Origin of the sequence: Streptomyces sp. T028 (assembly GCF_048159505.1) — a bacterium.
GTDB lineage: Bacteria > Actinomycetota > Actinomycetes > Streptomycetales > Streptomycetaceae > Streptomyces.
Genome location: NZ_JBLRVZ010000007.1, coordinates 61656 through 87096, shown reverse-complemented (window position 1 = coordinate 87096; position 25441 = coordinate 61656). Strand labels below are relative to the sequence as shown.

Below are 25441 nucleotides of genomic sequence, written 5' to 3'. Positions count from 1 at the left end.
ATGTCACTCGTCAGTTCCTTGAAGAAGGCGTCTGGGTCTCTGCAGGACTTCAAGGCCAAGGCCTCGAGCGCGGAGACCGCTGCGAAAGGAGTCGGCGACAAGGCTCGCACCGCGGATTCCGGCCTCAGGAACCTCAAGTCGTCCGCTCAGAACTCCAGCAGTGAGCTGAAGCAGCTCAAGATCGCCACCGACCAGGCCGAGAAGTCCATATCCAAGGCCGGAAAGACCGGCTCCAGCGCCGGCAAGAACCTCGGCAAGTACGAGTCCGGGGCCGGCAAGGCCGCCAAGGGCCAGGACAAGATGAACAAGTCGATGAAGGGCAACTTCTTCGGCATGCTCATGGACCTGCTCGCGCCGCTCATCGAGAAGGTCGTCGAGATGGCGACCAAGTCGAAGACCATGCAGAAGGTCCTCAAGACGGCCTTCGGCGTCATCAAGTCCGTGATCAGCACCGTCATGAAGGCCATCGGGCCGATCATGAAGAGCGCCGCGAAGCTCATCAAGTCGGTCTGGGACGGCATCAAGAAGGCGATCGCCACCGTCGTCAAGGCGATCGCCACCGTCATCAAGACCTACGTCGCCATCTGGAAGAAGGTCATCAGCACCGCCCTCAACGCGATCAAGACGGTCGTGTCCGGCGTGTGGAAGGGCATCAAGGCCGTCATCTCCCCGGTCGTCAACTGGGTCAAGTCGGCGATCCCCAACGCCTTCAAGGCCGTCAAGGACAAGCTGTCCAGCATCTGGGGCGGCCTGAAGGGCATCGCGAGCCGCGCCTTCGACGGCATCAAGAACGCGGTACGGGGCCCGATCAACGCGGTCATCGGCATCATCAACCGCGCGATCGGCGCCCTGAACGGCATCAAGGTCTCGATCCCGGGCTGGGTGCCGGGCGTCGGCGGCAAGACCTTCGGCGTCAGCCTGCCGAGGATCCCCACGCTGGCCACGGGCGGTGTCGTCATGCCCCGCTCGGGCGGTGTCCCGGCGATCCTCGCCGAGGCCGGTGAGGCGGAGGCCGTCCTGCCGCTGAGCAAGCTCGACCGGCTGCTCAGGCGGGCCGCCGCGCAGGGCTCGGCGTACGCCGGCGCGGCGGGTGCGAGCGGCGCGCTGCACATCGAGCACTACTACGCGGCCGAGACCAGCAGCCCGCAGCGCACCGCCGACGCCCTGATGTTCCTGGCGAAGGCACGCGGATGAGTGCCGCGGCGATATCGGCGGCCAACCCGCTCGCGGGTGTCGCATCCGCCCTGGGCTCCTTCCGGAGCCGGGCCGGACAGGGCGGCAGCGCACTGCGTTCCGTCACCAGCCGGATCAAGTACACAACCGTCACCGTTGACCGCATCCGAACGGCCGCCGATCAGGGCGGCACGGCACTTCGGCAGGTCAAGCAGGGGGCCGAGGCGACCGCCCGTTCCGTCGGCAGAACCGGACAGACCGCCACCGCCGCCGCGACCGGCGTGAGGTCCGTCGGCGGCAAGGCCAAGGCAGCCACGAAGGCACTCGGCAACCTCAAGTCCGCCCTCGGCGGTGTCTTCGCCGTCGTCGGCGCCCTCATCGAGGCCTCCGGCGTCCTCGGCGACCTCATGGGCACCTTCGGCACCCTCATGACCATCGGCGCCGGGGTCATGCTCGTCATCAACGCCCTCACCCGCGCCAACCCCATCGGCTTCGTCACCGGCCTCCTCCTCCCGGTCGCCGGCTGGCTGCTCGATCTCGCGCTGAACTCCGAGACCGGGCAGCGGCTGATGGAGCAGCTCGCCACCGTCGTACTGAAGTACGTCGAGGGCTATCTGATCGTCATGACGCCGCTGCTCAAGTTCATCGCGAGCGCGGTGAACACGTACGTCACCGTCTATCTCGGCGTGATCACCACCGCGCTCACCGTCATCGGCGCGCTCGTCGGCACCGGGTTCGCCGTGCTGAAGGCGCTGACCACCGGGGACACCCGGGCCCTCAGCGGCAAGGTGTCGTCGGTCTGGCGGGGGTTCAAGGACGCCGTCAGGCCGGCGCTGGACTGGGTCAGCAAGGACATCCCCCGGATGTTCACCCGGATCAAGGAGGCCACCTCCCGCACGCTCGGCGCGATGGGGCAGTTCGTCACCACCGGCGCGCAGACCGTCGCCGGGGTCGTGAAGGGGCCGATCCAGGGGCTGATCGCCTTCGCCAACTGGGTCATCGACAAGCTCAACAGCCTCAGCTTCAGCATCCTCGGCAAGAAGTTCGGCGTGCACCTGGACAAGATCCCGATGCTGGCCGAGGGCGGTGTCGCGGTTCCCGGCGCGTCCCGCGGCGGCCGAGTGCTGCCGCTGACCAACCTGGACCGGCAGCGGGCACTGGCCCGACGGCACCGGACCGCATCCCAACTCCCGTACCACGTCAAGGAGTTCCACGAGAGCCGGAGCGCCGGCGCCCGCGGCACGGCGGAAGATCTGCTCTTCCTCGCGTCCGCCCACGCCTGCACATGAGAGTGAGGTGACGGCCAGCATGGCCGAGATCACGACAACCGCATACACCGACGACGTGGCCCCCGGCTCACTCATCACCCGCGACGGGCAGATGCAGTGGGCCGGACTGCTGATGGGGCCCGGAACGCCGTACGAGATCGACCGCGGAGGCCTCAGCGGCTGGGAGGACCTGCCGGAGTACGACTCCTCCGACGCCGACCGCCCCACCGCGCACGGCGCCTGGCCGGGCGCCCGCTACGCCAAGCCCCGCAAGATCGGCGGCACGGTGTGGACCGTTCCCCCGCAGGACGACACGGCCTCCTCGCTCGGCGCGATGCGCGCCCTGCGGCAGGCGTTGCTCCTCGGCGACCAGGAGCGCTGGCTGGCGGTGCGGCTGCACGGCGAGACACTGGCCGTACGGGCCCGGGTCAGCCAGCGGGTGCTGGCCGCCGACCGCACGTACACCACGCAGGGCGTCTCCCGGGCGTCCGTGCAGTGGTACGCCACCGACCCGCGCCGCTACTCGGTCACCGAGCAGGCCGCGGTCACCGGCGCCCCGCAGCCGGAGAGCGGTCTGACCTGGCCGCTGACCTGGCCGCTGTACTGGGGCCAGGCCGCCGCCACCGGCGATGTCAACGCGGACAACGACGGCTCCGCGCCGACCCACCCGGTGATCGTCTTCAACGGCCCGTGCACCAACCCGACCGTGACCGACCGGACCTCGGCTCTGCGACTGCGCTACGAGATCGGGCTCGCCACCGGTGACGAGCTGGTCGTCGACACCGCCGCCGGCACGGTCACCCTCAACGGCACCGCCTCCCGCAGGCACACCGCGGCCGCGGACAGCAGCCCCGAGGAGCTCTTCGCCTTCGCGCCCGGCCGCGCCCAGCTGGCCTTCCGACCCGACACCCACGACACCGGCGCCCGGATGACGGTGCGCTGGCGAGCAGCGGAGTGGTGATCCCATGACCGTACGAGCCGCGTGGCTGACCGAGACCGGCCAGACCCGCGAGGACACCCGCCTCACCCTCTCCGGACTGCTCACCGTCAACGCGAACGCCGCCGAGAACATCCCGCTCAAGGCGCGCGGCGGCATCGTCCCCGGCGGCTTCGCGCTCAGCGGCGCCACGGGGGGCATGACCTGCACCGTCGGCACCGGCCGCGCCTTCGTCCAGGGCGGCCGGATCAACCAGGGTGCCTACCCGGTGGCGGTGACCGAGCCGGAGACCCTGACCGTGCCCGACGGCGACGCCCAGTACGGCCGTATCGACCTCGTCGAACTCGTCGTACAGGACGGCGTCTACGACGGCACCGCCCGGACGGAGGCCAAGGTGCGCCTCGTGGAGGGCACCCCCGCGGCCACGCCCGTGGCGCCCAGCACCCCCGACGGCAGCGCCCTGCCGCTGTACCAGGTCAAGGTGCCCGCCGGGACGTCGGCCGGCACCGGCGGCGTGCCCTGGGACACCGCGGTCACCAGCCTGCGCTACCCGACGGTGGCCCTCGGCGGGATCGTCCCGGCCGGAGGCTTCAGCGGCGCGTACGCCGGTCAGTACCGGGAGGAGTCCGGGGTCCTGCAGCGCTGGGACGGCACCACCTGGGTGCCGTACCCGAAGTCCGTCGGCGGGATCGCACCGTCCACTCCGCTGCTGGTCAACGGCAGTTACGTTGGCCAGTACCGGGAGGACGCCGCCGGACTGCTCCAGCGCTGGAACGGCAGCGCCTGGGAGTACGTGGCGGGCCGGACCACCCTGCTGCTCAGCGTCTCGCAGAGCACGGCGCAGTCCGTGCCCAGCGGCACCTGGACACCGATGACCCTGAACCTCACGGACGTCGACGACGCGGCCGGCTGGGCCACCAACGCCTACACCGTGCCGCGGGCCGGCTGGTGGCGGGTGGCGGGCGCCGTCACCTGGTTCACCGAGTCCAGCTCCGGCACCCGGGGGTCGCGGATCTACGTCAACGGCACCGGCGTCCCGCGGGCCACCTGGCAGATCGGCGCGGGACCGGGCGCGACCACCGTCGGCGGCACCGCCCTGCTGAAGCTGGCGGCCGGCGACAGGCTCGCCCTCTACGGGATGCAGAGCTCGGGCTCCACGATGACCACCCTCGGCGGCTCCGGCTACTACACGAGCCTCAACGCCGAGTGGCTCAGGTCCTGACACCCCCTCACCACCCCCCACCCTCCGCAGATCACAGGAGACCCGCAGATGAACCTGCGCAGCTCATGGGTGGCCGAGACCGGCCAGACCCGCGAGGACACCCGGCTGACCCAGACGGGCGCCACCACCCCGGCCAACCCGCTGGAGGTCCGCTCCGGCATTCTGCCCGGCTCCTACGACGGGCAGTACCGGCTCTCGGGCTTCTGGATGGAGGGCGGCGCCGGCACCATGACCGCCACCGTCCACGAGGGCCGGGCCGTCATCCAGGGCGCCGGCAACCAGGGCGCCTACCCCGTCACGCTCGCCGAGCCGATGACGCTCACCTTCGCCGACGGCGACGCCTCCAACCCCCGGATCGACCTCGTCGTCCTGCGGATCTACGACGACCTGTACGACGACTCCGGCTTCACCAAGGCCGCCGTCGAGATCATCAAGGGCACCCCCGGCGCCACCCCGGCCGTACCCGCCGTCCCGGGCATCGGGCTGCCGGTCTACCAGGTCAGGGTCCGGGCCGGCACCAGCGCCGGCACGGGCGGCATCAACTGGAACGACGACGTCACCGACCTGCGCACGCCCACCGTCGCGGTCGGCGGCATCCTGCCGGTGTACGGCGAGACCGGCAACGGCGCCTACCCGGGCCAGTACCGGGACTCCGGCGGTGCCCTGCAGCGCTGGGACGGCTCCGCCTGGGTCGGCTACCCGAGCGCCCTGGGCGGCATCGCCCCGGCCGGCACGGTCGCCACCGCCAGCTACACCGGGCAGTACCGCGACAGCTCCGACGGGACCCTGCAGCGCTGGGACGGTTCGACATGGGTGTCGTACCAGCGGGTTCCCTCCTGGAGCAGCTACACGCCCGTCTGGTACTCCTCCACGGGCACCGCGCCGGTGGTCGGCAACGGCAGCCTCAACGGCCGGTACGTCAAGCTCGGCACGCTCGTGCACGTCCGCGTGCGGCTGGTCATCGGTTCGACGACCAACCTCTCCGCGCTGGACAGCGCCGGCGCCTGGTCCATCTCGATGCCGTTCCTCCCGGCAGCGGGCTGGATGACCGACATCCTGCTGAACGTCGTCGGCTACAGCAGCAACGGCTTCCGCTTCTTCCAGGGCACCTCCCAGCTGTGGACGAACAACGGCGGCGTGGCCGCGAGATTCACGGTCACCTCGGGCACGACCGCGGCGAGCTGGACCAAGTCGGTGCCCTACACCTGGCAGGCGGGCGACGTCCTGTCGATCTCGGGCTCGTACGAGTCCGCCACCTGACCCCCTCTCTCCCTCCGACGAAGGACCCGCCATGTCCCTGAACGCCGGATGGCTCTCCCCGGACAGCCAGACACGCCGGATCACCCGACTCGTCTCCCTGGGGGCCACCACCCCCGACAACCCCATCCAGTCCCGCTCCGGCATCCTGCCGGGCACCTACGGCGGCCAGTACCGCGTGGGCGGCTTCTGGCTGGGCGGCACCGCGGGCACGATGAAGGCCACCCTGTACCACGGCCGAGCCGTCATCCAGGGCACCGCCGCCCAGGGCGCCTACCCGGTCGTCCTGGACGAGGACATCACGCTGACGTTCGACGACGGCGACGCCCAGTACGGCCGCGTCGACCTCGTCGTCCTGCGTGTCTACGACGACGACTACGACGGCTCCGGCCGCAACGAGGCCGCCGTCGAGATCATCAAGGGCACCCCCGCCGCCACCCCGGCCGCGCCCGCCACGCCCAACCTGGCCCTGCTGCTGTTCCAGGTCGCCGTACCGGCCGGAGCGAGCACCGCCACCGGAGGCATCGACTGGTCCATCCGCTCCACCGACCTGCGCACGACGCTGGTCTCGGTCGGCGGCATCCTGCCGGTGTACAACAACGCCGGCGTGGCCGGCAGCTACCCCGGCCAGTACCAGGACAACTCCAACGCCGGCTACCTCCAGCGCTGGAACGGCACCGCGTGGGCCGCCTACCCGAGGGAGATCGGCGGTGTCGCCCCGTCCGGCATGGTCAGCACCGGCGGCTACACCGGCCAGTACCGGGATTCCTCCCTCGGGCAGCTCCAGCGCTGGAACGGCAGCGCCTGGCAGCCGGCCGTGCCGGGGCCGGCGTTCGCGTCCTCGCTGGACGCCGGGTACACCGCCTCGACGACGTACACCGCCGCGCTGGTCGGCACGTCCGTCTCGGCGCTCACGCTCAACTTCACCGCCCCACCGTCCGGAGCGGTGATCATCAGCGCGGGCGCACGCATCTCCACCTCGGGCAGCGAGACCGTGCAGGCGCATATGTCCCCGCAGGTCACGCTGGGTTCGACGGTGATCTGGGCGGCGGACGACGAGCGGGCCGCGTCCGGCTCGGGTGCGGTGAGCAAGTCCGCGGTCGCACAGCTGCGCCTCGGTTCCCTCACCGCCGGCTCGGTCTACACGATCACCGCGATGCACAGGTCGACCAGCGCCAGTGTCAACAGCTGGTTCGACACGATCTTCCTGCGCGTCGACCCGATCGCCTGAACGTCGTTCCTCTCGAACGTCCGTTCCTCTCCCATGTCCGTTCCTCTCGAAGGAGTCGACCATGCCCGTGCGTTCCGGATGGCTCTCCCCGGACGGCCAGACCCGCGAGGACACCCGGCTCGTCCCGCTCGGCCCCCTCACCCCCACCTCACCCGTCGCCACCCGCTCCGGCGTCCTGCCGGGCTCCTCCGACGGGGTGTCCCGCCTCTCCGGCTTCACGCTCACCGGCGCCACCGGCACCATGACCGCCACGGTCGGCCCCGGCCGCGCCGTGATCCAGAGCACCGACGCCCGGGGCGCCTACCCGCTCGCCCTGACCGACTACCTGTCGCTGACCTTCGACGCCGGCGACGCCCAGTACGGCCGCATCGACCTCGTCGTCCTGCGCGTCTACGACGACCTCTACGACAGCTCCGGCCGCACCGAGGCCGTCGTCGAGATCGTCAAGGGCACCCCGGCCGCCACCCCGGTCGCCCCGGCGGTACCCGCCGTGTCCCTGCCGCTGTACGAGGTCGCCGTGCCCAAGGGCGCGAGCACCGGCACCACCGCCATCGACTGGAGCACGGCGCTCACCGGCCGCCGCACCGCCACGGTCGCTGTCGGCGGCATCCTCCCCGTCAGCACCGACACGTCGAACGGCGCGTACCCCGGCCAGTACCGGGACGTGGGCGGCCAGCTCCAGCGCTGGTCCGGCACCGCCTGGACCGACTACCCGGTCCTGCCCACCTGGCAGAGCTGGACGCCGACGTGGTTCACCAGCACCGGGTCGGCGACCCCGTCCTTCGGCAACGCCTCGCTCAGCTGCCGCTACATCAAGTTCGGCACGACCGTGCACATGAACTTCTCGATCACGTTCGGCAGCACCACCACCTTCGGCACCGGCGCCACCACGAGCGAGAACTGGCGCTTCTCCCTGCCGGTCACCGCGGCCGCGACCCGCCCGGCGATCGGCTTCGCCGAACTGGCCGCCGGCAACGCCGCCAACCGCGCCACGGCCCGCGTCTACCTCGCCGCCACCACGGCCTTCGAGCTGATCACCTCCTCGGGCCAGCCCACCGCCACCGCCTTCACCTACACCGGCGGCGTGGACTCCCTCACCCCGTGGACCTGGGCGAGCGGCCACACCGTCGTGGGCACCGCCACCTACGAGGCCGCGTCATGACGGCGACCACCAACACGCCGTACCGCGCGATCTTCTGCGACCTGCTCTCCGACCGCACCATCGACATCCTGCCGCTGCGCGACGTCACCGTCGACGACTACCTCGGCAAGGCCGGCTCGCTCTCCGGCACCATCCCGGTGCCCGACGCGGCGATGGCCGCCCGCGTCCGCCGTATCGAGGAGGGCCGCACCTCGGTCTACCTCCAGCGGGGCACCGACCTGTGGTGGGGCGGCATCATCTGGACGTCCACCCTGCAGAGCGACGACCGCGGCGTCCTCACCCTCGGCATCCAGGCGGCCACCTTCGAGTCGTACGCCGGCCGCCGGCGCATCCGCCAGGACCTCACCTTCACGGACATGGACCAGCTGGAACTGGCGCGCGGGCTGTGGCGACACCTGCAGACCGGGACGGTCGACCCGCTCGACGAGGGCGAGGAACCGCCGGTCGACGGCGGCGACATCGGCGTCACCTACGGGACCGAGACCTCCGAGCAGACCCGCTCGGCGACGTACCGCAACGGCGACGAGACCGTCTACCTGGAGGCGCTGGAGGCGCTAGCCGCCCTGGAGCACGGCTTCGAGCACCACATAGCCGTCTACCGCGACCCCGTCTCCGGCAAGCGGGTGCGCCAACTGCGCCTGGGCAGCCCGCAGATCGCCATCGGGACCACCGACCTGGTGATGGACCGGCCGGGCTCCGTCCTGTCGTACTCCTTCCCGCGCGACGCCACCCGCGGCGGCACCACAGCCCGGGCCCGGGGCGGCACGAACAACACCAACCAGGCCGAGGAGTCCCGCCCGGTGTACGCCGACGCGGACGAGGCGACCGCCCAGATCACGGCGGGCTATCCCCGTGTCGATCTGTCCTCGGACCACAACGAGACCACCAGCACGACCGTCCTGAAGTCCCTGGCCACCGCCGAACTCAAGCAGGCCACCGGCGCGGTGGTGATCCCTGAGATCAGCGTCCGCCTCGACGACCTGGTGCCGCCCGCGCTGCTGGGCCGCACCATCCGGCTGCGCATCGCCGACGAGTGGTGGACCGAGGGCCTGGACGCCCGCTACCGGATCGTCGGCGTCAAGGTCAGCCCGGCGCAGCGCGGTCGCCCCGACACCGCCGAGCTCTACCTGGAGGAGGCCTGATGCCCCAGCTTCCCGAAGACATCATCGACCGGCTGACCCAGATGGAACGCCGGATCCAGCAGCTCTCCACCGCGGTCAACAGCCGCCCGGCGCTCAACCGGATCTCGGGCGGCGCGGTGGAGATCACCGACGGCGGCTCCCTCGTGGTGCGCACGCCGTCCGGCACACCGATGTTCCGCGTCGGCGGCTGGAGCGGCAACGAGTACGGCATGGAGATGCACCGCCAGACCGGCAGCCTCGCCATGACCCTCTTCAACGGCGACGGCAGCGCGACCTCGCTCCAGCCGGTGCGGATCTACGACAACGGCAGCCGGGAGATCATCTCCGACGACGTCAACACCGGCGGCCTGGCCCGACCGTGGCTGGACATGCTGCCGCCGCAGGACACCACCCAGACCCGCTGGCCGCAGACCGCCGCGACCTCCTGGGCGACGATCGCCCTGTCGTACAACCCGGTCTGGCAGCCCAAGATGCGGCTGCTGCTGAACACCCGGGTCAGCTCCGGCGGCGCGGGGCAAGTGCGTGTACTTGTCAACGGCTCCCAGTGGGGCGACACCGTCACCGCCGGCAACGACTTCGACTACACCGGGCTGCTCAGCAGCGACTTCTCCTCGATCTACGCCACCACGGTCAAGTTCGAGATCCAGGCCATCGCCACCAGCGGCACCGTCTACGCGAACCCGGTCCTCATGCACGGCCGCCAGACCTGAGGAAGGCACCCCATGGACATCGACCCCACCCAGCCCTGGGGCACCGCGATCGACTACGCGGGCCGCGCCACCGTCATCGAGGACGGCCACACGATCCACGTCAACGTCGGCGACAGCAGCCTCAGCACCGTCATCCAGCCGGACTCGATCACCGGCCGCCATCCGTCGGTCACCGTCACCGCCCAGTTCACCGAGACCGGCGAGAACGCCACCGTGCTGCGTGGCTACGGCCGGATCACCATCGATCCCGCCGGCGCGGACCCCGTCCTCCCGGACCCGACGGCAGTCCAGCGGGCGGTCGCCGCGGCGCTCGCCGACTTCCGGGCGAACACGGGGGCGTACGCGGCGCTGTGCGCCCAGTGGACGACGGACGGCGAGAGCGACGGAGGTTCTTCGGACGCTTCCGATCCGGAAGCCACCGTCTGAGGCCCCGCGAAACATCCCCCACCCCGAGCCGCTTCACCGGCCGGGGTTCTCTCATGCCCGAAACTCCCGAAACTCCCCAGGGAGGCACCACCCATGGCCAACCCCCTCTCCGCCGACGCCCTCGTCGCCGCGCTGAAGGCCGAGGGCGTCACCGTCGTCGAGCACTCCGGCTGGCGCAGCCACAACCGCAACCACAAGGGCAGTTGGGGCCCGGTCAACGGCGTGATCATCCATCACACCGTCACCTCCGGCACCAGCAACTCCGTCAGCATCTGCTTCAACGGCTACTCCGCCCTGCCCGGCCCCCTGTGCCACGGCGTGATCGCCAAAGACGGCACGGTCCACCTCGTCGGCAACGGCCGCGCCAACCACGCCGGCAGCGGCGACGGCGACGTCCTGCGGGCCGTCGTCGCCGAGAGCGCGTCCCTGCCCGCGCCGAACCAGAACGACACCGACGGCAACGTCCACTTCTACGGCTTCGAGTGCGTCAACCTCGGCGACGGCAAGGACCCCTGGCCCGCGGTCCAGCTGGAGGCCATGGTCCGGGCGTCTGCCGCGCTGTGCCGGGCGCACGGCTGGTCCGCGCGCTCCGTCATCGGCCACAAGGAGTGGACCAACACCAAGGTCGACCCGCGCGGCTTCACGATGGCCGACTTCCGGGCCCGGGTCACGGCCCGCCTCGGCACCAGCACACCCTCGGCACCGGCCAGGCCGGCATACCAGCCGTTCCCCGGCGCCGCATGGTTCAGGAAGAACCCGAGGTCGGCGATCGTCACCGCGATGGGCAGACGCCTGGTCGCCGTCGGGTGCTCCGCCTACGCCTCCGGCCCCGGCCCGCAGTGGACCGAGGCCGACCGGACCTCGTACGCCAAGTGGCAGCGCAAGCTCGGCTACACCGGCTCCGCCGCCGACGGCTGGCCGGGCGCCAGGTCCTGGGCGGCCCTCAAGGTCCCGTACAGCTCCTGAAGACGGCTCCAGAATCGAGGCTCACGATGTCAGAGGCCGCCAAGCGGACCCTCCGCACCGTTCTGCAAACCGCTGTCGGCCTGTGCGTCCTGCTGCCGACGGTCGCGGGCGCCGCCGGCCTCCCGGACACCCTGCCCTGGGTCGCCGGCGCTCTGACGGTCGCCGCCGGCGTCACCAGGGTCATGGCCCTGCCCGCCGTACAGGCGCTGCTGCCCGGGTGGCTGCGCACGGACGTTCCCGCTCAGGACACGGAAGGGAGGGATACGTGAACGAACCCCATCCGCTGTCCGACCCGACCGCCGTCGCCGTGGAGCTGGAGCGGCTGCGCGGCACCGTCGAGGCCGGGTTCGCCCGGGTCGACGGCTCGCTCGCCCTGCTGGTCCAGCGCAGCGACCAGACCGACCGGCAGCTCGCCGACCACGAGCAACGGCTGGACGCCCTGGAACGCTCCCGCTGGCCCCTCGCCAGCATCGGCGCCCTGGCCGCGGTCGCGACCATGACCGTCACCGTGTGGGAGCTGACGGGCCGATAGGAACGCCGAAGGGCGGGTCACCGGTGGGTGACCCGCCCTTCAACCTGTTTCAGCTACTCACTGGTTGTACGGACCGTAGTCGTAGTCCTCCAGCGGGACGGCCTGGCCGGAGCCGGTGCCGAACGGCGAGTAGTCGATGTCGTCGTAGCCGACGGCCGAGTACATCGCGGCCTTCGCCTCCTCGGTCGGCTCGACCCGGATGTTGCGGTAGCGGGACAGACCCGTACCGGCCGGGATGAGCTTACCGATGATGACGTTCTCCTTGAGGCCGATGAGCGAGTCGGACTTGGCGTTGATCGCCGCGTCGGTGAGGACTCGCGTCGTCTCCTGGAAGGACGCCGCCGACAGCCAGGACTCCGTGGCCAGCGAGGCCTTGGTGATACCCATCAGCTGCGGGCGACCGGAGGCCGGGTGACCGCCCTCCTGGACCACACGACGGTTCTCGGTCTCGAACTTCGAGCGCTCGACCAGCTCACCGGGCAGCAGCTCGGCGTCGCCGGACTCGATGATCGTCACACGGCGCAGCATCTGCCGGATGATGATCTCGATGTGCTTGTCGTGGATCGACACACCCTGCGAGTTGTACACCTTCTGGACCTCGCCGACCAGGTGGACCTGGACGGCACGCTGACCCAGGATGCGCAGCACGTCGTGCGGGTTGGTGGCACCCACGGTGAGCTTCTGGCCCACCTCGACGTGCTCGCCCTCGCTGACCATCAGACGGGCACGCTTGGAGATGGGGTAGGCCATCTCGTCGCTGCCGTCGTCCGGGGTGACCACGAGCTTCTTGGTCTTCTCGGTCTCCTCGATCCGCACGCGGCCGGAGGCCTCGGAGATCGGGGCGACACCCTTCGGGGTACGGGCCTCGAAGAGCTCGACGACACGCGGCAGACCCTGGGTGATGTCGTCACCGGCCACACCACCGGTGTGGAAGGTACGCATCGTCAGCTGGGTACCGGGCTCACCGATGGACTGGGCGGCGATGATGCCGACCGCCTCACCGATGTCGACCAGCTTGCCGGTGGCGAGCGAGCGGCCGTAGCACATGGCGCAGGTGCCGACGGCGGACTCGCAGGTCAGGACCGAGCGGGTCTTGACCGTCTCCACGCCGTGGCGCACCAGCTCGTCGATGAGCACGTCGCCGAGGTCGGTACCGGCCGGGGCCAGCACCTTGCCGTCGACCACGATGTCCTCGGCGAGGCAGCGCGCGTACACGGACGTCTCGACGTTGCCCGTCTTGCGCAGGACACCGTCCTCGCGCTCGGCGATCGCCAGCTTGAGACCGCGCTCGGTGCCGCAGTCCTCCTCGCGGATGATGACGTCCTGCGAGACGTCCACCAGACGACGGGTGAGGTAACCCGAGTCGGCGGTACGCAGGGCGGTGTCCGCCAGACCCTTACGGGCACCGTGCGTGGAGATGAAGTACTCCAGCACGGAGAGGCCCTCACGGAAGGACGCCTTGATCGGACGCGGGATGGTCTCGTTCTTCGCGTTCGACACCAGACCACGCATACCGGCGATCTGCCGCATCTGCATCATGTTTCCTCGGGCACCCGAGTCAACCATCATGAAGATGGGGTTCGTCTTGGGGAAGTTCTCGTTCATCGCCTCGGCGACCTCGTTGGTCGCCTTGGTCCAGATCGCGATGAGCTCCTGAGTGCGCTCTTCCTTGGTGATCAGACCGCGCTCGTACTGCTTCTGGACCTTCTCGTCCTGCGCCTCGTAGCCCTTGACGATCTCCTTCTTCGCCTCGGGAACGACGACGTCGGAGATGGCCACGGTGACACCGGAACGGGTCGCCCAGTAGAAGCCCGCCGCCTTCAGGTTGTCGAGCGTCGCCGCCACGATGACCTTGGGGTAGCGCTCGGCCAGGTCGTTGACGATCTCGGAGAGCTGCTTCTTGCCCACCGAGTAGTCGACGAACGGGTAGTCCTCGGGCAGCAGCTCGTTGAAGAGCGCACGGCCCAGGGTGGTGCGCAGCCGGAAGGTGTCACCGGTCTGGTACTCCGGCTCGCCCTCCTCGACGGCCGGCGGGGTCCAGCCGCGCGGCGGGATGGTGCCCACCGGGAAGCGGATGTCGATCGCCGACTGCAGCGCGAGCTCACCGGCGTCGAACGCCATGATCGCCTCGGCCGTGGAGCCGAAGGACCGGCCCTCGCCCTTGGTGTCGCGCAGCTCGCCGTCGGTGGTGAGGAAGAACAGACCGAGGACCATGTCCTGGGTCGGCATCGTCACCGGACGGCCGTCGGCGGGCTTGAGGATGTTGTTCGAGGACAGCATCAGGATGCGCGCCTCGGCCTGCGCCTCCGCGGACAGCGGCAGGTGCACGGCCATCTGGTCACCGTCGAAGTCCGCGTTGAACGCGGTGCAGACGAGCGGGTGGATCTGGATGGCCTTGCCCTCGACCAGCTGCGGCTCGAAGGCCTGGATGCCGAGGCGGTGCAGGGTGGGCGCACGGTTCAGCAGCACCGGGTGCTCGGCGATGACCTCTTCGAGGACGTCGTACACCACGGTGCGGCCGCGCTCGACCATCCGCTTGGCGCTCTTGATGTTCTGCGCGTGGTTCAGGTCGACCAGGCGCTTCATCACGAACGGCTTGAAGAGCTCCAGCGCCATCGCCTTCGGCAGACCGCACTGGTGCAGCTTCAGCTGCGGACCGACGACGATCACGGAACGCGCCGAGTAGTCGACACGCTTGCCGAGCAGGTTCTGACGGAAACGGCCCTGCTTGCCCTTCAGCATGTCGCTGAGGGACTTCAGCGGGCGGTTACCGGGACCGGTGACCGGGCGACCACGACGACCGTTGTCGAAGAGGGCGTCAACAGCCTCCTGAAGCATGCGCTTCTCGTTGTTGACGATGATCTCGGGTGCGCCGAGGTCGAGGAGCCTCTTCAGACGGTTGTTGCGGTTGATCACACGGCGGTACAGGTCGTTCAGGTCGGAGGTCGCGAAGCGGCCACCGTCCAGCTGCACCATCGGACGCAGGTCCGGCGGGATGACCGGCACGCAGTCGAGCACCATGCCCTTGGGGCTGTTGCTGGTCTGCAGGAACGCGGAGACGACCTTCAGGCGCTTGAGCGCACGGGTCTTCTTCTGGCCCTTGCCGGTACGGATGATCTCGCGGAGACGCTCGGCCTCCTCGTCGAGGTCGAAGGACTCCAGGCGCTTCTGCAGCGCCGCGGCACCCATCGAACCGTCGAAGTACGTGCCGAAGCGGTCGCGCAGCTCGCGGTAGAGCAGCTCGTCGCCCTCGAGGTCCTGGACCTTGAGGTTCTTGAAGCGGGTCCACACCTCGTCGAGACGGTCGATCTCGCGCTGCGAACGGTCGCGCAGCTGCTTCATCTCGCGCTCGGCGCCTTCGCGCACCTTGCGGCGCACGTCGGCCTTGGCGCCCTCGGCCTCCAGCTCGGCCAGGTCGGTCTCGAGCTTCTTGGCGCGGGCCTCCAGGTCGGCGTCCCGGCGGTTCTCGATCTGCTGCCGCTCGACGGAGACATGCGCCTCCAGGGAGGGCAGGTCACGCGTACGGCGCTCCTCGTCGACGTACGTGATCATGTACGCCGCGAAGTAGATGACCTTCTCGAGGTCCTTGGGAGCCAGGTCGAGCAGGTAGCCCAGCCGGCTGGGGACGCCCTTGAAGTACCAGATGTGCGTGACGGGCGCGGCCAGCTCGATGTGGCCCATCCGCTCACGGCGCACCTTGGCGCGGGTCACCTCGACGCCGCAGCGCTCACAGATGATGCCCTTGAAGCGGACGCGCTTGTACTTGCCGCAGTAGCACTCCCAGTCCCGGGTCGGACCGAAGATCTTCTCGCAGAAGAGTCCGTCCTTTTCGGGCTTGAGGGTGCGGTAGTTGATGGTCTCGGGCTTCTTGACCTCGCCGTGGCTCCACTGACGGATGTCGTCCGCGGTGGCCAGGCCGATCCGGAGCTCGTCGAAGAAGTTGACGTCGAGCACTATGCGTCAATCCCTCTCAGGGTTGTAAGTCTTGGGGTCTGAAACGGGGGTCCCGGGGCCGGGGGCCTTCTGGATGAAAGCCCCCGAACTCCCGTCAGACCTCTTCGACGCTGCTCGGCTCGCGCCGGGACAGGTCGATGCCGAGCTCCTCCGCAGCGCGGAAGACGTCCTCGTCGGTGTCACGCATCTCGATGGACATACCGTCGCTGGACAGCACCTCCACGTTCAGGCAGAGCGACTGCATCTCCTTGATGAGCACCTTGAAGGACTCGGGGATGCCGGGCTCGGGGATGTTCTCGCCCTTGACGATGGCCTCGTAGACCTTCACGCGGCCGGTGACGTCGTCGGACTTGATGGTCAGCAGCTCCTGGAGGGCGTACGCGGCGCCGTAGGCCTCGAGGGCCCACACCTCCATCTCACCGAAGCGCTGGCCACCGAACTGCGCCTTACCACCCAGCGGCTGCTGGGTGATCATCGAGTACGGGCCGGTCGAGCGGGCGTGCAGCTTGTCGTCGACCAGGTGGTGCAGCTTCAGGATGTACATGTACCCGATGGAGATCGGGTCCGGGAACGGCTCACCGGAGCGGCCGTCGAACAGCCTCGCCTTACCGGTCGGCTGCACCATGCGCTCGCCGTCCCGGTTCGGGATGGTGTGCTGGAGCAGACCCGCGAGCTCGTCCTCGCGCGCACCGTCGAAGACGGGGGTCGCGACGTTCGTGCCCGGGGCGACCTGGTCGGCGCCGATCGCCTGGAGGCGCTGCGCCCAGTCCTCGGCGAGGCCCGAGACGTCCCAGCCGCGGCTGGCGAGCCAGCCGAGGTGGATCTCCAGGACCTGTCCCGGGTTCATTCGGGACGGCACACCCAGCGGGTTGAGGATGATGTCGACCGGGGTCCCGTCCTCGAGGAACGGCATGTCCTCGATGGGCAGGATCTTGGAGATGACACCCTTGTTGCCGTGGCGGCCGGCGAGCTTGTCACCGTCGGTGATCTTGCGCTTCTGCGCGACGTACACGCGCACCAGCTGGTTGACACCGGGGGGAAGCTCGTCGCCCTCCTCGCGGTCGAAGACGCGCACGCCGATGATCTTGCCGGTCTCGCCGTGCGGCACCTTCAGCGAGGTGTCACGGACCTCACGGGCCTTCTCGCCGAAGATCGCGCGCAGCAGACGCTCCTCGGGGGTCAGCTCGGTCTCACCCTTGGGCGTGACCTTGCCGACGAGGATGTCACCGGCGATGACCTCGGCGCCGATACGGATGATGCCGCGCTCGTCGAGGTCGGCGAGGACCTCCTCGGAGACGTTCGGGATGTCCCGGGTGATCTCCTCGGGGCCGAGCTTGGTGTCACGGGCGTCGACCTCGTGCTCCTCGATGTGGATCGAGGAGAGGACGTCGTCCTGCACGAGGCGCTGCGACAGGATGATCGCGTCCTCGTAGTTGTGACCCTCCCACGGCATGAACGCCACGAGCAGGTTCTTGCCGAGGGCCATCTCGCCGTGCTGGGTGGCCGGACCGTCGGCGAGGACCTGGCCCTCGATGATCCGGTCGCCCTCGTTGACGATGACCTTCTGGTTGACCGAGGTGCCCTGGTTGGAGCGGGCGAACTTGGCCAGCCGGTAGGTGATGTAGGTGCCGTCGTCGTTGGCGGTGGTGATGTAGTCGGCGGAGACCTCCTGGACCACACCCGCCTTCTCGGCCTTGACCACGTCGCCGGCGTCGACGGCGGAGCGGTACTCCATGCCGGTGCCGACGAGAGGGGACTCGCTCTTGATGAGCGGCACGGCCTGGCGCATCATGTTCGCGCCCATGAGGGCACGGTTGGCGTCGTCGTGCTCGAGGAACGGGATCATGGCGGTCGCGACCGACACCATCTGGCGCGGCGAGACGTCCATGTAGTCCACGTCGTCACCGGCGACGTAGTCGACCTCGCCGCCACGGCGGCGGACCAGGACGCGGTTCTCGGTGAAGCGCAGGTCGTCGTCGAGCGTGGCGTTGGCCTGCGCGATGACGAAGCGGTCCTCTTCGTCGGCCGTCAGGTAGTCGACCTCGTCGGTGACGACACCCTCGACGACCTTGCGGTACGGGGTCTCGACGAAACCGAACGCGTTGACGCGACCGTAGGAGGCGAGCGAGCCGATCAGACCGATGTTCGGGCCTTCGGGCGTCTCGATCGGGCACATACGGCCGTAGTGCGAGGGGTGCACGTCACGGACCTCGAAGCCGGCCCGCTCACGGGAGAGACCACCCGGGCCAAGGGCCGACAGACGGCGCTTGTGGGTGAGACCCGACAGCGGGTTGTTCTGGTCCATGAACTGCGACAGCTGGCTGGTGCCGAAGAACTCCTTGATGGAGGCGACGACCGGCCGGATGTTGATCAGGGTCTGCGGCGTGATCGCCTCGACGTCCTGAGTGGTCATGCGCTCACGGACGACGCGCTCCATACGAGCCAGACCCGTGCGGACCTGGTTCTGGATGAGCTCGCCGACGCTGCGCAGACGACGGTTGCCGAAGTGGTCGATGTCGTCGGTCTCGACGACGATCGTCTGACCGCTGTCGCCGACTGTCTCGGTCTCGCCGGCGTGCAGCTTGACCAGGTACTTGATCGTCGCGATGACGTCCTCGACGGTCAGGACACCGGCGTCGAGCGGCGCGTCCGCGGCGAGCTTCTTGTTGACCTTGTAGCGGCCGACCTTGGCGAGGTCGTAGCGCTTGGGGTTGAAGTAGAGGTTCTCGAGCAGCGTCTGCGCGGCCTCACGCGTGGGGGGCTCGCCCGGACGGAGCTTGCGGTAGATGTCGAGCAGCGCGTCGTCCTGGCCCTGGGTGTGGTCCTTCTCCAGGGTGGCGCGCATGGACTCGTACTCGCCGAACTCCTCGAGGATCTGCTCGGTCGTCCAGCCGAGCGCCTTCAGGAGGACGGTCACGGACTGCTTGCGCTTGCGGTCGATACGCACGCCGACCATGTCGCGCTTGTCGATCTCCATCTCCAGCCAGGCACCCCGGGAGGGGATGATCTTGGCGGAGAAGATGTCCTTGTCGGACGTCTTGTCGATCGAGGAGTCGAAGTAGACGCCCGGCGAACGGACCAGCTGCGACACCACGACACGCTCGGTGCCGTTGATGACGAACGTGCCCTTGTTGGTCATGAGCGGGAAGTCGCCCATGAAGACCGTCTGGGACTTGATCTCACCGGTCTCGTTGTTGGTGAACTCGGCCGTCACGAAGAGCGGAGCCGCGTACGTGAAGTCGCGCTCCTTGCACTCGTCGATGCTGTTCTTCGGCGGCTCGAAACGGTGGTCGCGGAACGTCAGCGACATCGACCCGGAGAAGTCCTCGATCGGGGAGATCTCCTCGAAGATCTCCTCCAGACCGGACTTGGTGGGGACGTCCTGACCGGACTCCAGAGCCTCCTCGACCCGACTCTGCCAGGCGGTGTTGCCGAGCAGCCAGTCAAAGCTCTCGGTCTGCAGCGCGAGCAGGTTCGGAACCTCGAGAGGCTCCTTGATCTTTGCAAAGGAGATGCGCAGCGGGGCGGTGCTGGCGGCGTTGTTCGTATTCGCGGTCGAGGCGTTGCGCGAGGCGGCCAAGAGGGGGTCCTTCCGAGGGCTCGGACTCACTACGCGCGTACCGGCCCCTCTCCTGCGCACAGAGACGGAAAACCCCAGGTCAGGGATGATCTTGTCGTCGGTGCTCAAGTGAGGACAGACCCCTGGTGACGGACAGGGGACAGCTAACAGGCAGCGCAAAGGGTCAGTGTAGCCAGTCGGCACACTGATGTCCAGTCCCGTCTTTCAGAGACCCTTGCTGCCCTCAACGCCTGCGTCACATGCCTGCCTTCAACGCGTTGATACTGCCCTCTTCGTCGTCGATCCATGCCTCGGATTCGGATCCTTGTGACGACGCGTCCTGAGAATTGCGCGCTACGTGCGGTTCGTCAAGGCCCCCCTGCGTAAACCCGGGCCGCGGGAGACACGACGAAGATCACCATACCCCTCGCCGTCACGGGTGCAGGGCAACCGTGGCCGACCTCCCGGGAACGCCGAAGAGCGACCACCCAGATGGATGATCGCTCTTCGGCGCTTACGCGTTACAGGCTCGCTGAGCCCGGGTTCCGGACCTGGTGGGCCCGGAGGGTGTTACTTGACCTCGACGGAGGCGCCGGCGCCCTTGAGGGACTCGGCGGCCTTCTCCGCGGCCTCCTTGGCGACCTTCTCGAGAACGGGCTTCGGGGCGCCGTCCACGAGGTCCTTGGCCTCCTTCAGGCCCAGCGAGGTGAGCTCACGCACGACCTTGATGACCTGGATCTTCTTGTCGCCGGCACCGGTGAGGATGACGTCGAACTCGTCCTTCTCCTCCTCGGCCTCGGCGGGGGCGGCCGGGCCGGCCGGACCCGCGACGGCGACCGCGGCGGCGGCGGTGACGTCGAACTTCTCCTCGAACGCCTTCACGAACTCGGAGAGCTGGATGAGGGTCATGTTCTCGAACTCGGCGAGCAGTTCGTCCTGGGTGAGAGCCACGATGGCTTTCCTTCCACTAATTTCGGCTGGTGCCGGATGTACATGTCTGGCGGGCGTACGTTCGGCCCGCTACGACCCCCTGCCTCAGGCGGGCTGCCTGGAGGCGGCGGTCATTACGCGAGCCGAGTTACTCGGCACCGCCCTGCTCGGCCTGCTTGGCACGAAGCGCCTCCGCGGTGCGGACGAACTTCGACGGGAGCGCCTGGAAGACCTGAGCAGCCTGCGTCTGCTTGCCCTTCATGGCGCCCGCCAGCTTGGCGAGCAGAACCTCGCGGGACTCGAGGTCCGCAAGCTTCTTGATCTCGTCGGCGGACAGCGCCTTGCCGTCAAGGACACCGCCCTTGATGACGAGGTTCGGGTTGTCCTTGGCGAAGTCACGAAGACCCTTCGCCGACTCCACCGGGTCACCGGTGACGAAGGCGACCGCCGTCGGACCGTTGAACAGGTCGTCGAGCGTCGTGATCCCGGCCTCGTTGGCCGCAATCTTGGTCAGCGTGTTCTTCACCACGGCGTACTGGGCGTTCTCACCGAGCGAGCGGCGCAGCGTCTTGAGCTGCGCCACGGTGAGACCCCGGTACTCGGTCAGCACGGCGGCGCTCGAGCTACGGAACTGCTCCGTGAGCTCGGCCACCGCGGCAGCCTTGTCGGGCCTTGCCATAGAGCGTCGGCCTCCTTCCGGGTGATGAGGACCGCTCGGAAGGGGCTGAAACAGACGAAACGCCCCGGCGCAGGCGCACGGGGCGTAGCTCGACCGAACGAGAACCGTCTACGGACGGGATCCGGCCCGGGAGCACTTCCACAGTCACCTGCGCGGGTCGTCCGCATCTCTAGCGGATCCTTCGGCCGCCGCACCCCTTCTCAAGGACACGGCAACGACCAGCGGTCTTTGGCTTCGGTAGGAGAGTACGGGAGACGGACGCCGTCAAGCAAATCCGCTCAGCCCCCCGACTGCTGCTGCACCAGCTCGGTGAAGTCGGCCGTGTCACTCGCCGGCGGCTCCTCGACCGCGACCTCGGTGCCGTAGTCGCTGTAGTACGCGGTCTGGCTGTACGCGCCCGCCGACGCCTCGCCCTTCTCGACCTTCTTGACCAGCAGGTCCTGGTCGTCGACCCAGATGTCGACGGTCTCGGTGGTGACGCCGGCCTGCTCCAGCGTCTTCCTCAGGTCGTCGAGCTGGCTCTGGCTGAGGCTGGAGTTCTTCTCGGCGAGGTCGGCCACGTCGACCGTCCCCGAGTAGTGCGTGGTCTGCTGTCCGCGCACTCTCTCCTCGCCGACCTTGTGGACGTCCCCGGAGGCCAGCAGGAGCTTCACCGACTGGTTCGGGGTGGTGTTCTGCATCTGGTCCTTCAGATACGCCCCACCGCTCCCGCCGAGGGTCTCCAGGTCGTCGTAGGCGTACTTGATCCAGTGCTTGCCGCCGGACTGCTCGGCGAAGGTGTCGCCCATCCGGGCGTAGTAGGCGTCGGGGAGGTAGCGGGCCTCCATCGAGTCGCTGCCCATCTCGCGCATGGTGTCGGCCATCGTGCCGCCGGTGTACGTGATGGTGAGGTTGCCGGTGAGGCCGTCGCCCCAGGCGAGGGCGCCGTCGGCGGTCATGGACATCACCGAGCCCATGGTCGTGGTCGACTCGACCTTCGCGGAGTCGGCGCCGTCGGTGGACTTCTCGGCGGTGCGCAGCGCGGCGATGGGATCGAACCCTCCGCCCCCCGAGCCACCGCTGGAGCCGCCGGAGGAGCCTCCCGAGCTCCCGGAGTCCCCCGAGGAGCCGCAGGCCGTCACCCCCGCCAGCAGGCTCATCGCCGCGATGGACAGTCCCGCCGTCCGCACGAACGTGCGCTTCATCCGTCCCACCCCCATGAGAGTCCCGTCACTGCACGCTAACGCACAGCACTGACAGTCGTACGAAAAAAGCCTCTTCGACCAAAAGGGACGAGCCCCGCACCTCGAAAGGTTGCGGGGCTCGTCGCCGACCGAAAGGGAACCGTCAGGTTCAGACCGCGGCCGGGTCCTCCTCGACGAGGAGGTTGCGGGTGCGGTTCGGGTCGATCTGGATGCCGGGGCCGATCGTGGTGCTGATCGCGGCCTTCTTGATGTAGCGACCCTTCGCGGCGGACGGCTTGAGACGGGTGATCTCCTCGAGCGCCGCGGCGTAGTTCTCCACCAGCTTGGTGTCGTCGAAGGACGTCTTGCCGATGATGAAGTGCAGGTTCGAGTGCTTGTCGACGCGGAACTCGATCTTGCCGCCCTTGATGTCGGTGACGGCCTTGGCCACGTCGGGGGTGACGGTGCCGGTCTTCGGGTTCGGCATCAGACCACGGGGACCGAGCACGCGGCCGAGGCGGCCGACCTTGCCCATGAGGTCCGGGGTGGCGACGACGGCGTCGAAGTCCAGACGGCCCTTCGCGACCTCGTCGATCAGTTCGTCGGAGCCGACGATGTCGGCGCCCGCGGCCTCCGCGGCCGCAGCACGGTCACCGGTCGCGAAGACCAGGACCCGGGCGGTCTTGCCGGTGCCGTGCGGCAGGTTCACGGTGCCACGGACCATCTGGTCGGCCTTGCGCGGGTCGACACCCAGACGGAAGGCGACCTCGACGGTGCCGTCGAACTTGGACGTGGAGGTCTCCTTGGCGAGACGGACGGCCTCGAGCGGGGCGTAGAGCTTCTCCCGGTCGATCTTGGCGTCCGCAGCGCGGAGAGACTTGCTGCGCTTGCTCACTACTGCTCCTGATGTGTCTGAGGAGTCGTGGTACGGGCCGAGCAGGCCCTGCCACTACTGCTGAAGTACGGGGTGGAGAAGGTCAGCCCTCGACCGTGATGCCCATGGAACGGGCGGTGCCGGCGATGATCTTCGACGCGGCGTCCAGGTCGTTGGCGTTCAGGTCGGGAAGCTTGGTCTGGGCGATCTCGCGGACCTGCGCCTCGGTGATCTTGGCGACCTTGGTCTTGTGCGGCTCGCCGGAGCCCTTCTCCACACCAGCGGCCTTGAGGATCATCTTCGCGGCCGGCGGGGTCTTGGTGACGAAGGTGAAGGAGCGGTCCTCGTAGACCGTGATCTCCACCGGGATGACCCAGCCACGCTGCGACTCGGTCGCGGCGTTGTAGGCCTTGCAGAACTCCATGATGTTGACACCGTGCTGACCGAGCGCGGGGCCGACCGGCGGGGCCGGGTTCGCCGCACCGGCGTTGATCTGGAGCTTGATGAGCCCCGTGACCTTCTTCTTCTTGGGAGGCATTACTCTCCGGGTCCTTTCATTCGGGTCCATGCCTGCATCCGGGTGCTACCCGCACGCAGGCATACCGCACAACGATAACGGGTATGGAAGCGCGGCCAAAAACCGAGCAGGTCAGGCAAGCTGTGACAGCCCGCCTGACCTGGTCGGAAGCTTTTCCCGAAGAAGCTAGTTCTTCTGGATCTGATCGAACGAAAGCTCGACCGGGGTCTCGCGACCGAAGATCTCGACGAGCCCCTTGACCTTCTTCGAGTCGGCGTTGATCTCGTTGATCGTGGCCTGCAGCGTGGCGAACGGACCGTCGGTGACGGTCACCGAGTCGCCCACCTCGAAGTCCAGCACCTGGACCTCGACCTTGCGCTGCGGAGCCGGCTTGCCCTCGGCCTCGGCGGCCTCGCGGGCGGCCTTCTCCTCGGCCTCCGGGGCGAGCATCTTGACGATCTCGTCCAGGGTCAGCGGGTACGGGTCGTAGGCGTTGCCCACGAAGCCGGTGACGCCGGGCGTGTTGCGGACGACGCCCCAGGACTCGTTCGTCAGGTCCATGCGCACCAGGACATAGCCCGGGAGCTTGTTCTGGCGGATCGTCTTGCGGTCGCCGTTCTTGATCTGGACGACCTCTTCCTGCGGCACCTCGGCCTGGAAGATGTAGTCCTCGACGTTCAGCGAGACGGCGCGCTGCTCCAGGTTGGTCTTCACGCGGTTCTCGTAACCGGCGTAGGTGTGGATCACGTACCACTCGCCGGGGAGGGTGCGCAGTTCCTCGCGCAGTGCCGTGACGGGGTCGACGGGCTCGGCCGGCTCTTCTTCCTCGGCCTCGAGCTCGTCCTCGGCCTCGTCGAGCTCGTCCTCGGCGTCCTCGCCGTCCTCCGCGTCCTCTTCCTCGACGTGGAGCGCTGCTTCCTCCGCGGCCTCGCCCGCCTCGGCGTCGGCAGCCTCGAACTCGTCCACCTCGTCCGCGCCCTCGACGATGTCGAGCTCGTCGTCGACCTCGTCGGGCTCGATGGCGTCGTTCAGGTTCTGGTCAGACACGGTGGCTGCTTCTTCCTGGATACAGAGGGGTGGAACATGCGAAAAGGGGCGCCGGATACCTCGGCGCCCTTCGCTCTCGGCTCAGCCAAAAACGTACTTGGCGGCGTGGCTGAGTCCATAGTCAATCACGGTCACCAGGCCGATCATGACGACCACGAAGACGATCACCACGGTCGTGTACGTCGTCAGCTGTCCGCGTGTGGGCCAGACGACCTTGCGGAGCTCCGCGACGATCTGGCGGTAGAAAATCGCGAGACGCTTCAGGGGGCCCTTCTTGGCCCGCTTGCCACCCTTGCGGCCCTTCTTCTTGGCCTCAGGCAGCTCATCCTGGGCATCAGGCGTGTCGATGGAGCCCACGGCATCCGCCATTCGTCCTCACCTGTTCCCCGGGTCGTGGCCGTGCCGCGCCCGGTCCGAGCCGCACGGCGGTGCAATGCTGTACGTACATGCGCACACTTCCTGATGAAGGAGTGTGAAGCAGGGCCGGAGGGACTTGAACCCCCAACCGCTGGTTTTGGAGACCAGTGCTCTACCAATTGAGCTACGACCCTTTGCGTGTCCCCAACGTACCGCATCCGACCGGGTGCTCGGTGTGCACCGGCCCAGGCACGGCTGTTGGAGGCCAACGACGGATGAGTGTACGTGGTCTTGAGCGTGCCGTCGAACGGAAAGCGGTCCCGGAGGAAATCCGT

General features: G+C 68.6%; 22 protein-coding genes and 1 tRNA gene. 13 read left to right on the top strand and 10 right to left on the bottom strand.

The annotated features are described in order from the left end of the window. The 13 genes from ACLZN2_RS07750 (at position 1) to ACLZN2_RS07690 (ending at position 12026) form a co-directional block, all read left to right on the top strand. Entirely contained in the window at positions 1 to 1194 is a 1194-nt protein-coding gene (locus ACLZN2_RS07750) for a phage tail protein (RefSeq protein WP_416977639.1), read from the top strand. After that, positions 1191 to 2462 (top strand): tape-measure protein, encoded by a 1272-nt coding sequence (locus ACLZN2_RS07745; RefSeq protein ID WP_416977638.1) that lies wholly within the window; start codon positions 1191 to 1193, stop codon positions 2460 to 2462. The genes ACLZN2_RS07750 and ACLZN2_RS07745 overlap by 4 nt, the downstream gene beginning before the upstream one ends. 19 nt (positions 2463 to 2481) lie before the next feature. Next, positions 2482 to 3402: a phage distal tail protein gene (locus tag ACLZN2_RS07740; protein ID WP_416977637.1), complete on the top strand. Its 921-nt coding sequence runs from the start codon at positions 2482 to 2484 to the stop codon at positions 3400 to 3402. Positions 3403 to 3406: 4 nt separating this feature from the next. Further along, positions 3407 to 4600 (top strand): hypothetical protein, encoded by a 1194-nt coding sequence (locus ACLZN2_RS07735; RefSeq protein WP_416977636.1) that lies wholly within the window; start codon positions 3407 to 3409, stop codon positions 4598 to 4600. A 48-nt stretch (positions 4601 to 4648) separates the two neighbouring features. Then, on the top strand, positions 4649 to 5860 hold the full coding sequence (locus tag ACLZN2_RS07730) for a hypothetical protein (protein ID WP_416977635.1): 1212 nt from the start codon (positions 4649 to 4651) through the stop codon (positions 5858 to 5860). A gap of 31 nt (positions 5861 to 5891) precedes the next feature. Further along, positions 5892 to 7088, top strand: coding sequence for a hypothetical protein (locus ACLZN2_RS07725; RefSeq protein ID WP_416977634.1), 1197 nt, complete (start codon positions 5892 to 5894; stop codon positions 7086 to 7088). A gap of 61 nt (positions 7089 to 7149) precedes the next feature. Then, on the top strand, positions 7150 to 8250 hold the full coding sequence (locus tag ACLZN2_RS07720) for a hypothetical protein (protein ID WP_416977633.1): 1101 nt from the start codon (positions 7150 to 7152) through the stop codon (positions 8248 to 8250). Next, the gene (locus ACLZN2_RS07715) at positions 8247 to 9392 is read left to right on the top strand and encodes a hypothetical protein (RefSeq protein ID WP_416977632.1); all 1146 of its coding nucleotides are present in this window, start codon (positions 8247 to 8249) and stop codon (positions 9390 to 9392) included. The genes ACLZN2_RS07720 and ACLZN2_RS07715 overlap by 4 nt, the downstream gene beginning before the upstream one ends. Next, a complete protein-coding gene (locus tag ACLZN2_RS07710) occupies positions 9392 to 10102 on the top strand; it encodes a hypothetical protein (protein ID WP_416977631.1) in 711 nt (236 codons plus the stop codon). The genes ACLZN2_RS07715 and ACLZN2_RS07710 overlap by 1 nt, the downstream gene beginning before the upstream one ends. A gap of 12 nt (positions 10103 to 10114) precedes the next feature. Further along, positions 10115 to 10528, top strand: a complete 414-nt coding sequence (locus ACLZN2_RS07705) for an ATP-binding protein (RefSeq protein ID WP_416977630.1) — start codon at positions 10115 to 10117, stop codon at positions 10526 to 10528. 93 nt (positions 10529 to 10621) lie between these two features. Beyond that, a complete protein-coding gene (locus tag ACLZN2_RS07700) occupies positions 10622 to 11494 on the top strand; it encodes a peptidoglycan-binding protein (protein WP_416977629.1) in 873 nt (290 codons plus the stop codon). A gap of 26 nt (positions 11495 to 11520) precedes the next feature. Further along, positions 11521 to 11763 carry a hypothetical protein gene (locus ACLZN2_RS07695; protein WP_416977628.1) on the top strand — a complete coding sequence of 81 codons (243 nt, stop codon included), beginning with the start codon at positions 11521 to 11523 and terminating at the stop codon, positions 11761 to 11763. Then, complete coding sequence (locus ACLZN2_RS07690) at positions 11760 to 12026, top strand: hypothetical protein (RefSeq protein ID WP_416977627.1); 267 nt, start codon at positions 11760 to 11762, stop codon at positions 12024 to 12026. Before ACLZN2_RS07695 ends, ACLZN2_RS07690 begins: the two co-directional genes overlap by 4 nt. A 57-nt stretch (positions 12027 to 12083) precedes the next feature. Here ACLZN2_RS07690 and ACLZN2_RS07685 read toward each other — a convergent pair whose 3' ends face one another. The 10 genes from ACLZN2_RS07685 to ACLZN2_RS07640 form a co-directional block, all read right to left on the bottom strand. Then, positions 12084 to 15980, bottom strand: coding sequence for a DNA-directed RNA polymerase subunit beta' (locus tag ACLZN2_RS07685; protein ID WP_416977626.1), 3897 nt, complete (start codon positions 15978 to 15980; stop codon positions 12084 to 12086). A gap of 94 nt (positions 15981 to 16074) precedes the next feature. Continuing rightward, a complete protein-coding gene (gene rpoB, locus ACLZN2_RS07680; RefSeq protein ID WP_416977625.1) occupies positions 16075 to 19560 on the bottom strand; it encodes a DNA-directed RNA polymerase subunit beta in 3486 nt (1161 codons plus the stop codon). Between the two features lie 549 nt (positions 19561 to 20109). Then, positions 20110 to 20493: a 50S ribosomal protein L7/L12 gene (gene rplL, locus ACLZN2_RS07675; protein WP_416977696.1), complete on the bottom strand. Its 384-nt coding sequence runs from the start codon at positions 20491 to 20493 to the stop codon at positions 20110 to 20112. 124 nt (positions 20494 to 20617) lie between these two features. After that, on the bottom strand, positions 20618 to 21148 hold the full coding sequence (rplJ, locus tag ACLZN2_RS07670; protein WP_133914837.1) for a 50S ribosomal protein L10: 531 nt from the start codon (positions 21146 to 21148) through the stop codon (positions 20618 to 20620). A gap of 278 nt (positions 21149 to 21426) precedes the next feature. Continuing rightward, positions 21427 to 22332, bottom strand: a complete 906-nt coding sequence (locus tag ACLZN2_RS07665; protein WP_416977624.1) for a hypothetical protein — start codon at positions 22330 to 22332, stop codon at positions 21427 to 21429. Positions 22333 to 22480: 148 nt separating this feature from the next. Beyond that, positions 22481 to 23206, bottom strand: coding sequence for a 50S ribosomal protein L1 (gene rplA / locus ACLZN2_RS07660; RefSeq protein ID WP_416977623.1), 726 nt, complete (start codon positions 23204 to 23206; stop codon positions 22481 to 22483). Positions 23207 to 23288: 82 nt separating this feature from the next. Continuing rightward, the gene (rplK, locus tag ACLZN2_RS07655) at positions 23289 to 23723 is read right to left on the bottom strand and encodes a 50S ribosomal protein L11 (protein ID WP_037858373.1); all 435 of its coding nucleotides are present in this window, start codon (positions 23721 to 23723) and stop codon (positions 23289 to 23291) included. A gap of 165 nt (positions 23724 to 23888) precedes the next feature. Continuing rightward, the gene (gene nusG / locus ACLZN2_RS07650) at positions 23889 to 24749 is read right to left on the bottom strand and encodes a transcription termination/antitermination protein NusG (RefSeq protein ID WP_416977622.1); all 861 of its coding nucleotides are present in this window, start codon (positions 24747 to 24749) and stop codon (positions 23889 to 23891) included. A gap of 81 nt (positions 24750 to 24830) precedes the next feature. Then, positions 24831 to 25118: a preprotein translocase subunit SecE gene (gene secE / locus ACLZN2_RS07645; protein ID WP_416977621.1), complete on the bottom strand. Its 288-nt coding sequence runs from the start codon at positions 25116 to 25118 to the stop codon at positions 24831 to 24833. Positions 25119 to 25227: 109 nt separating this feature from the next. After that, a tRNA-Trp gene (locus ACLZN2_RS07640) sits at positions 25228 to 25300 on the bottom strand. Positions 25301 to 25441: the final 141 nt, after the last annotated feature.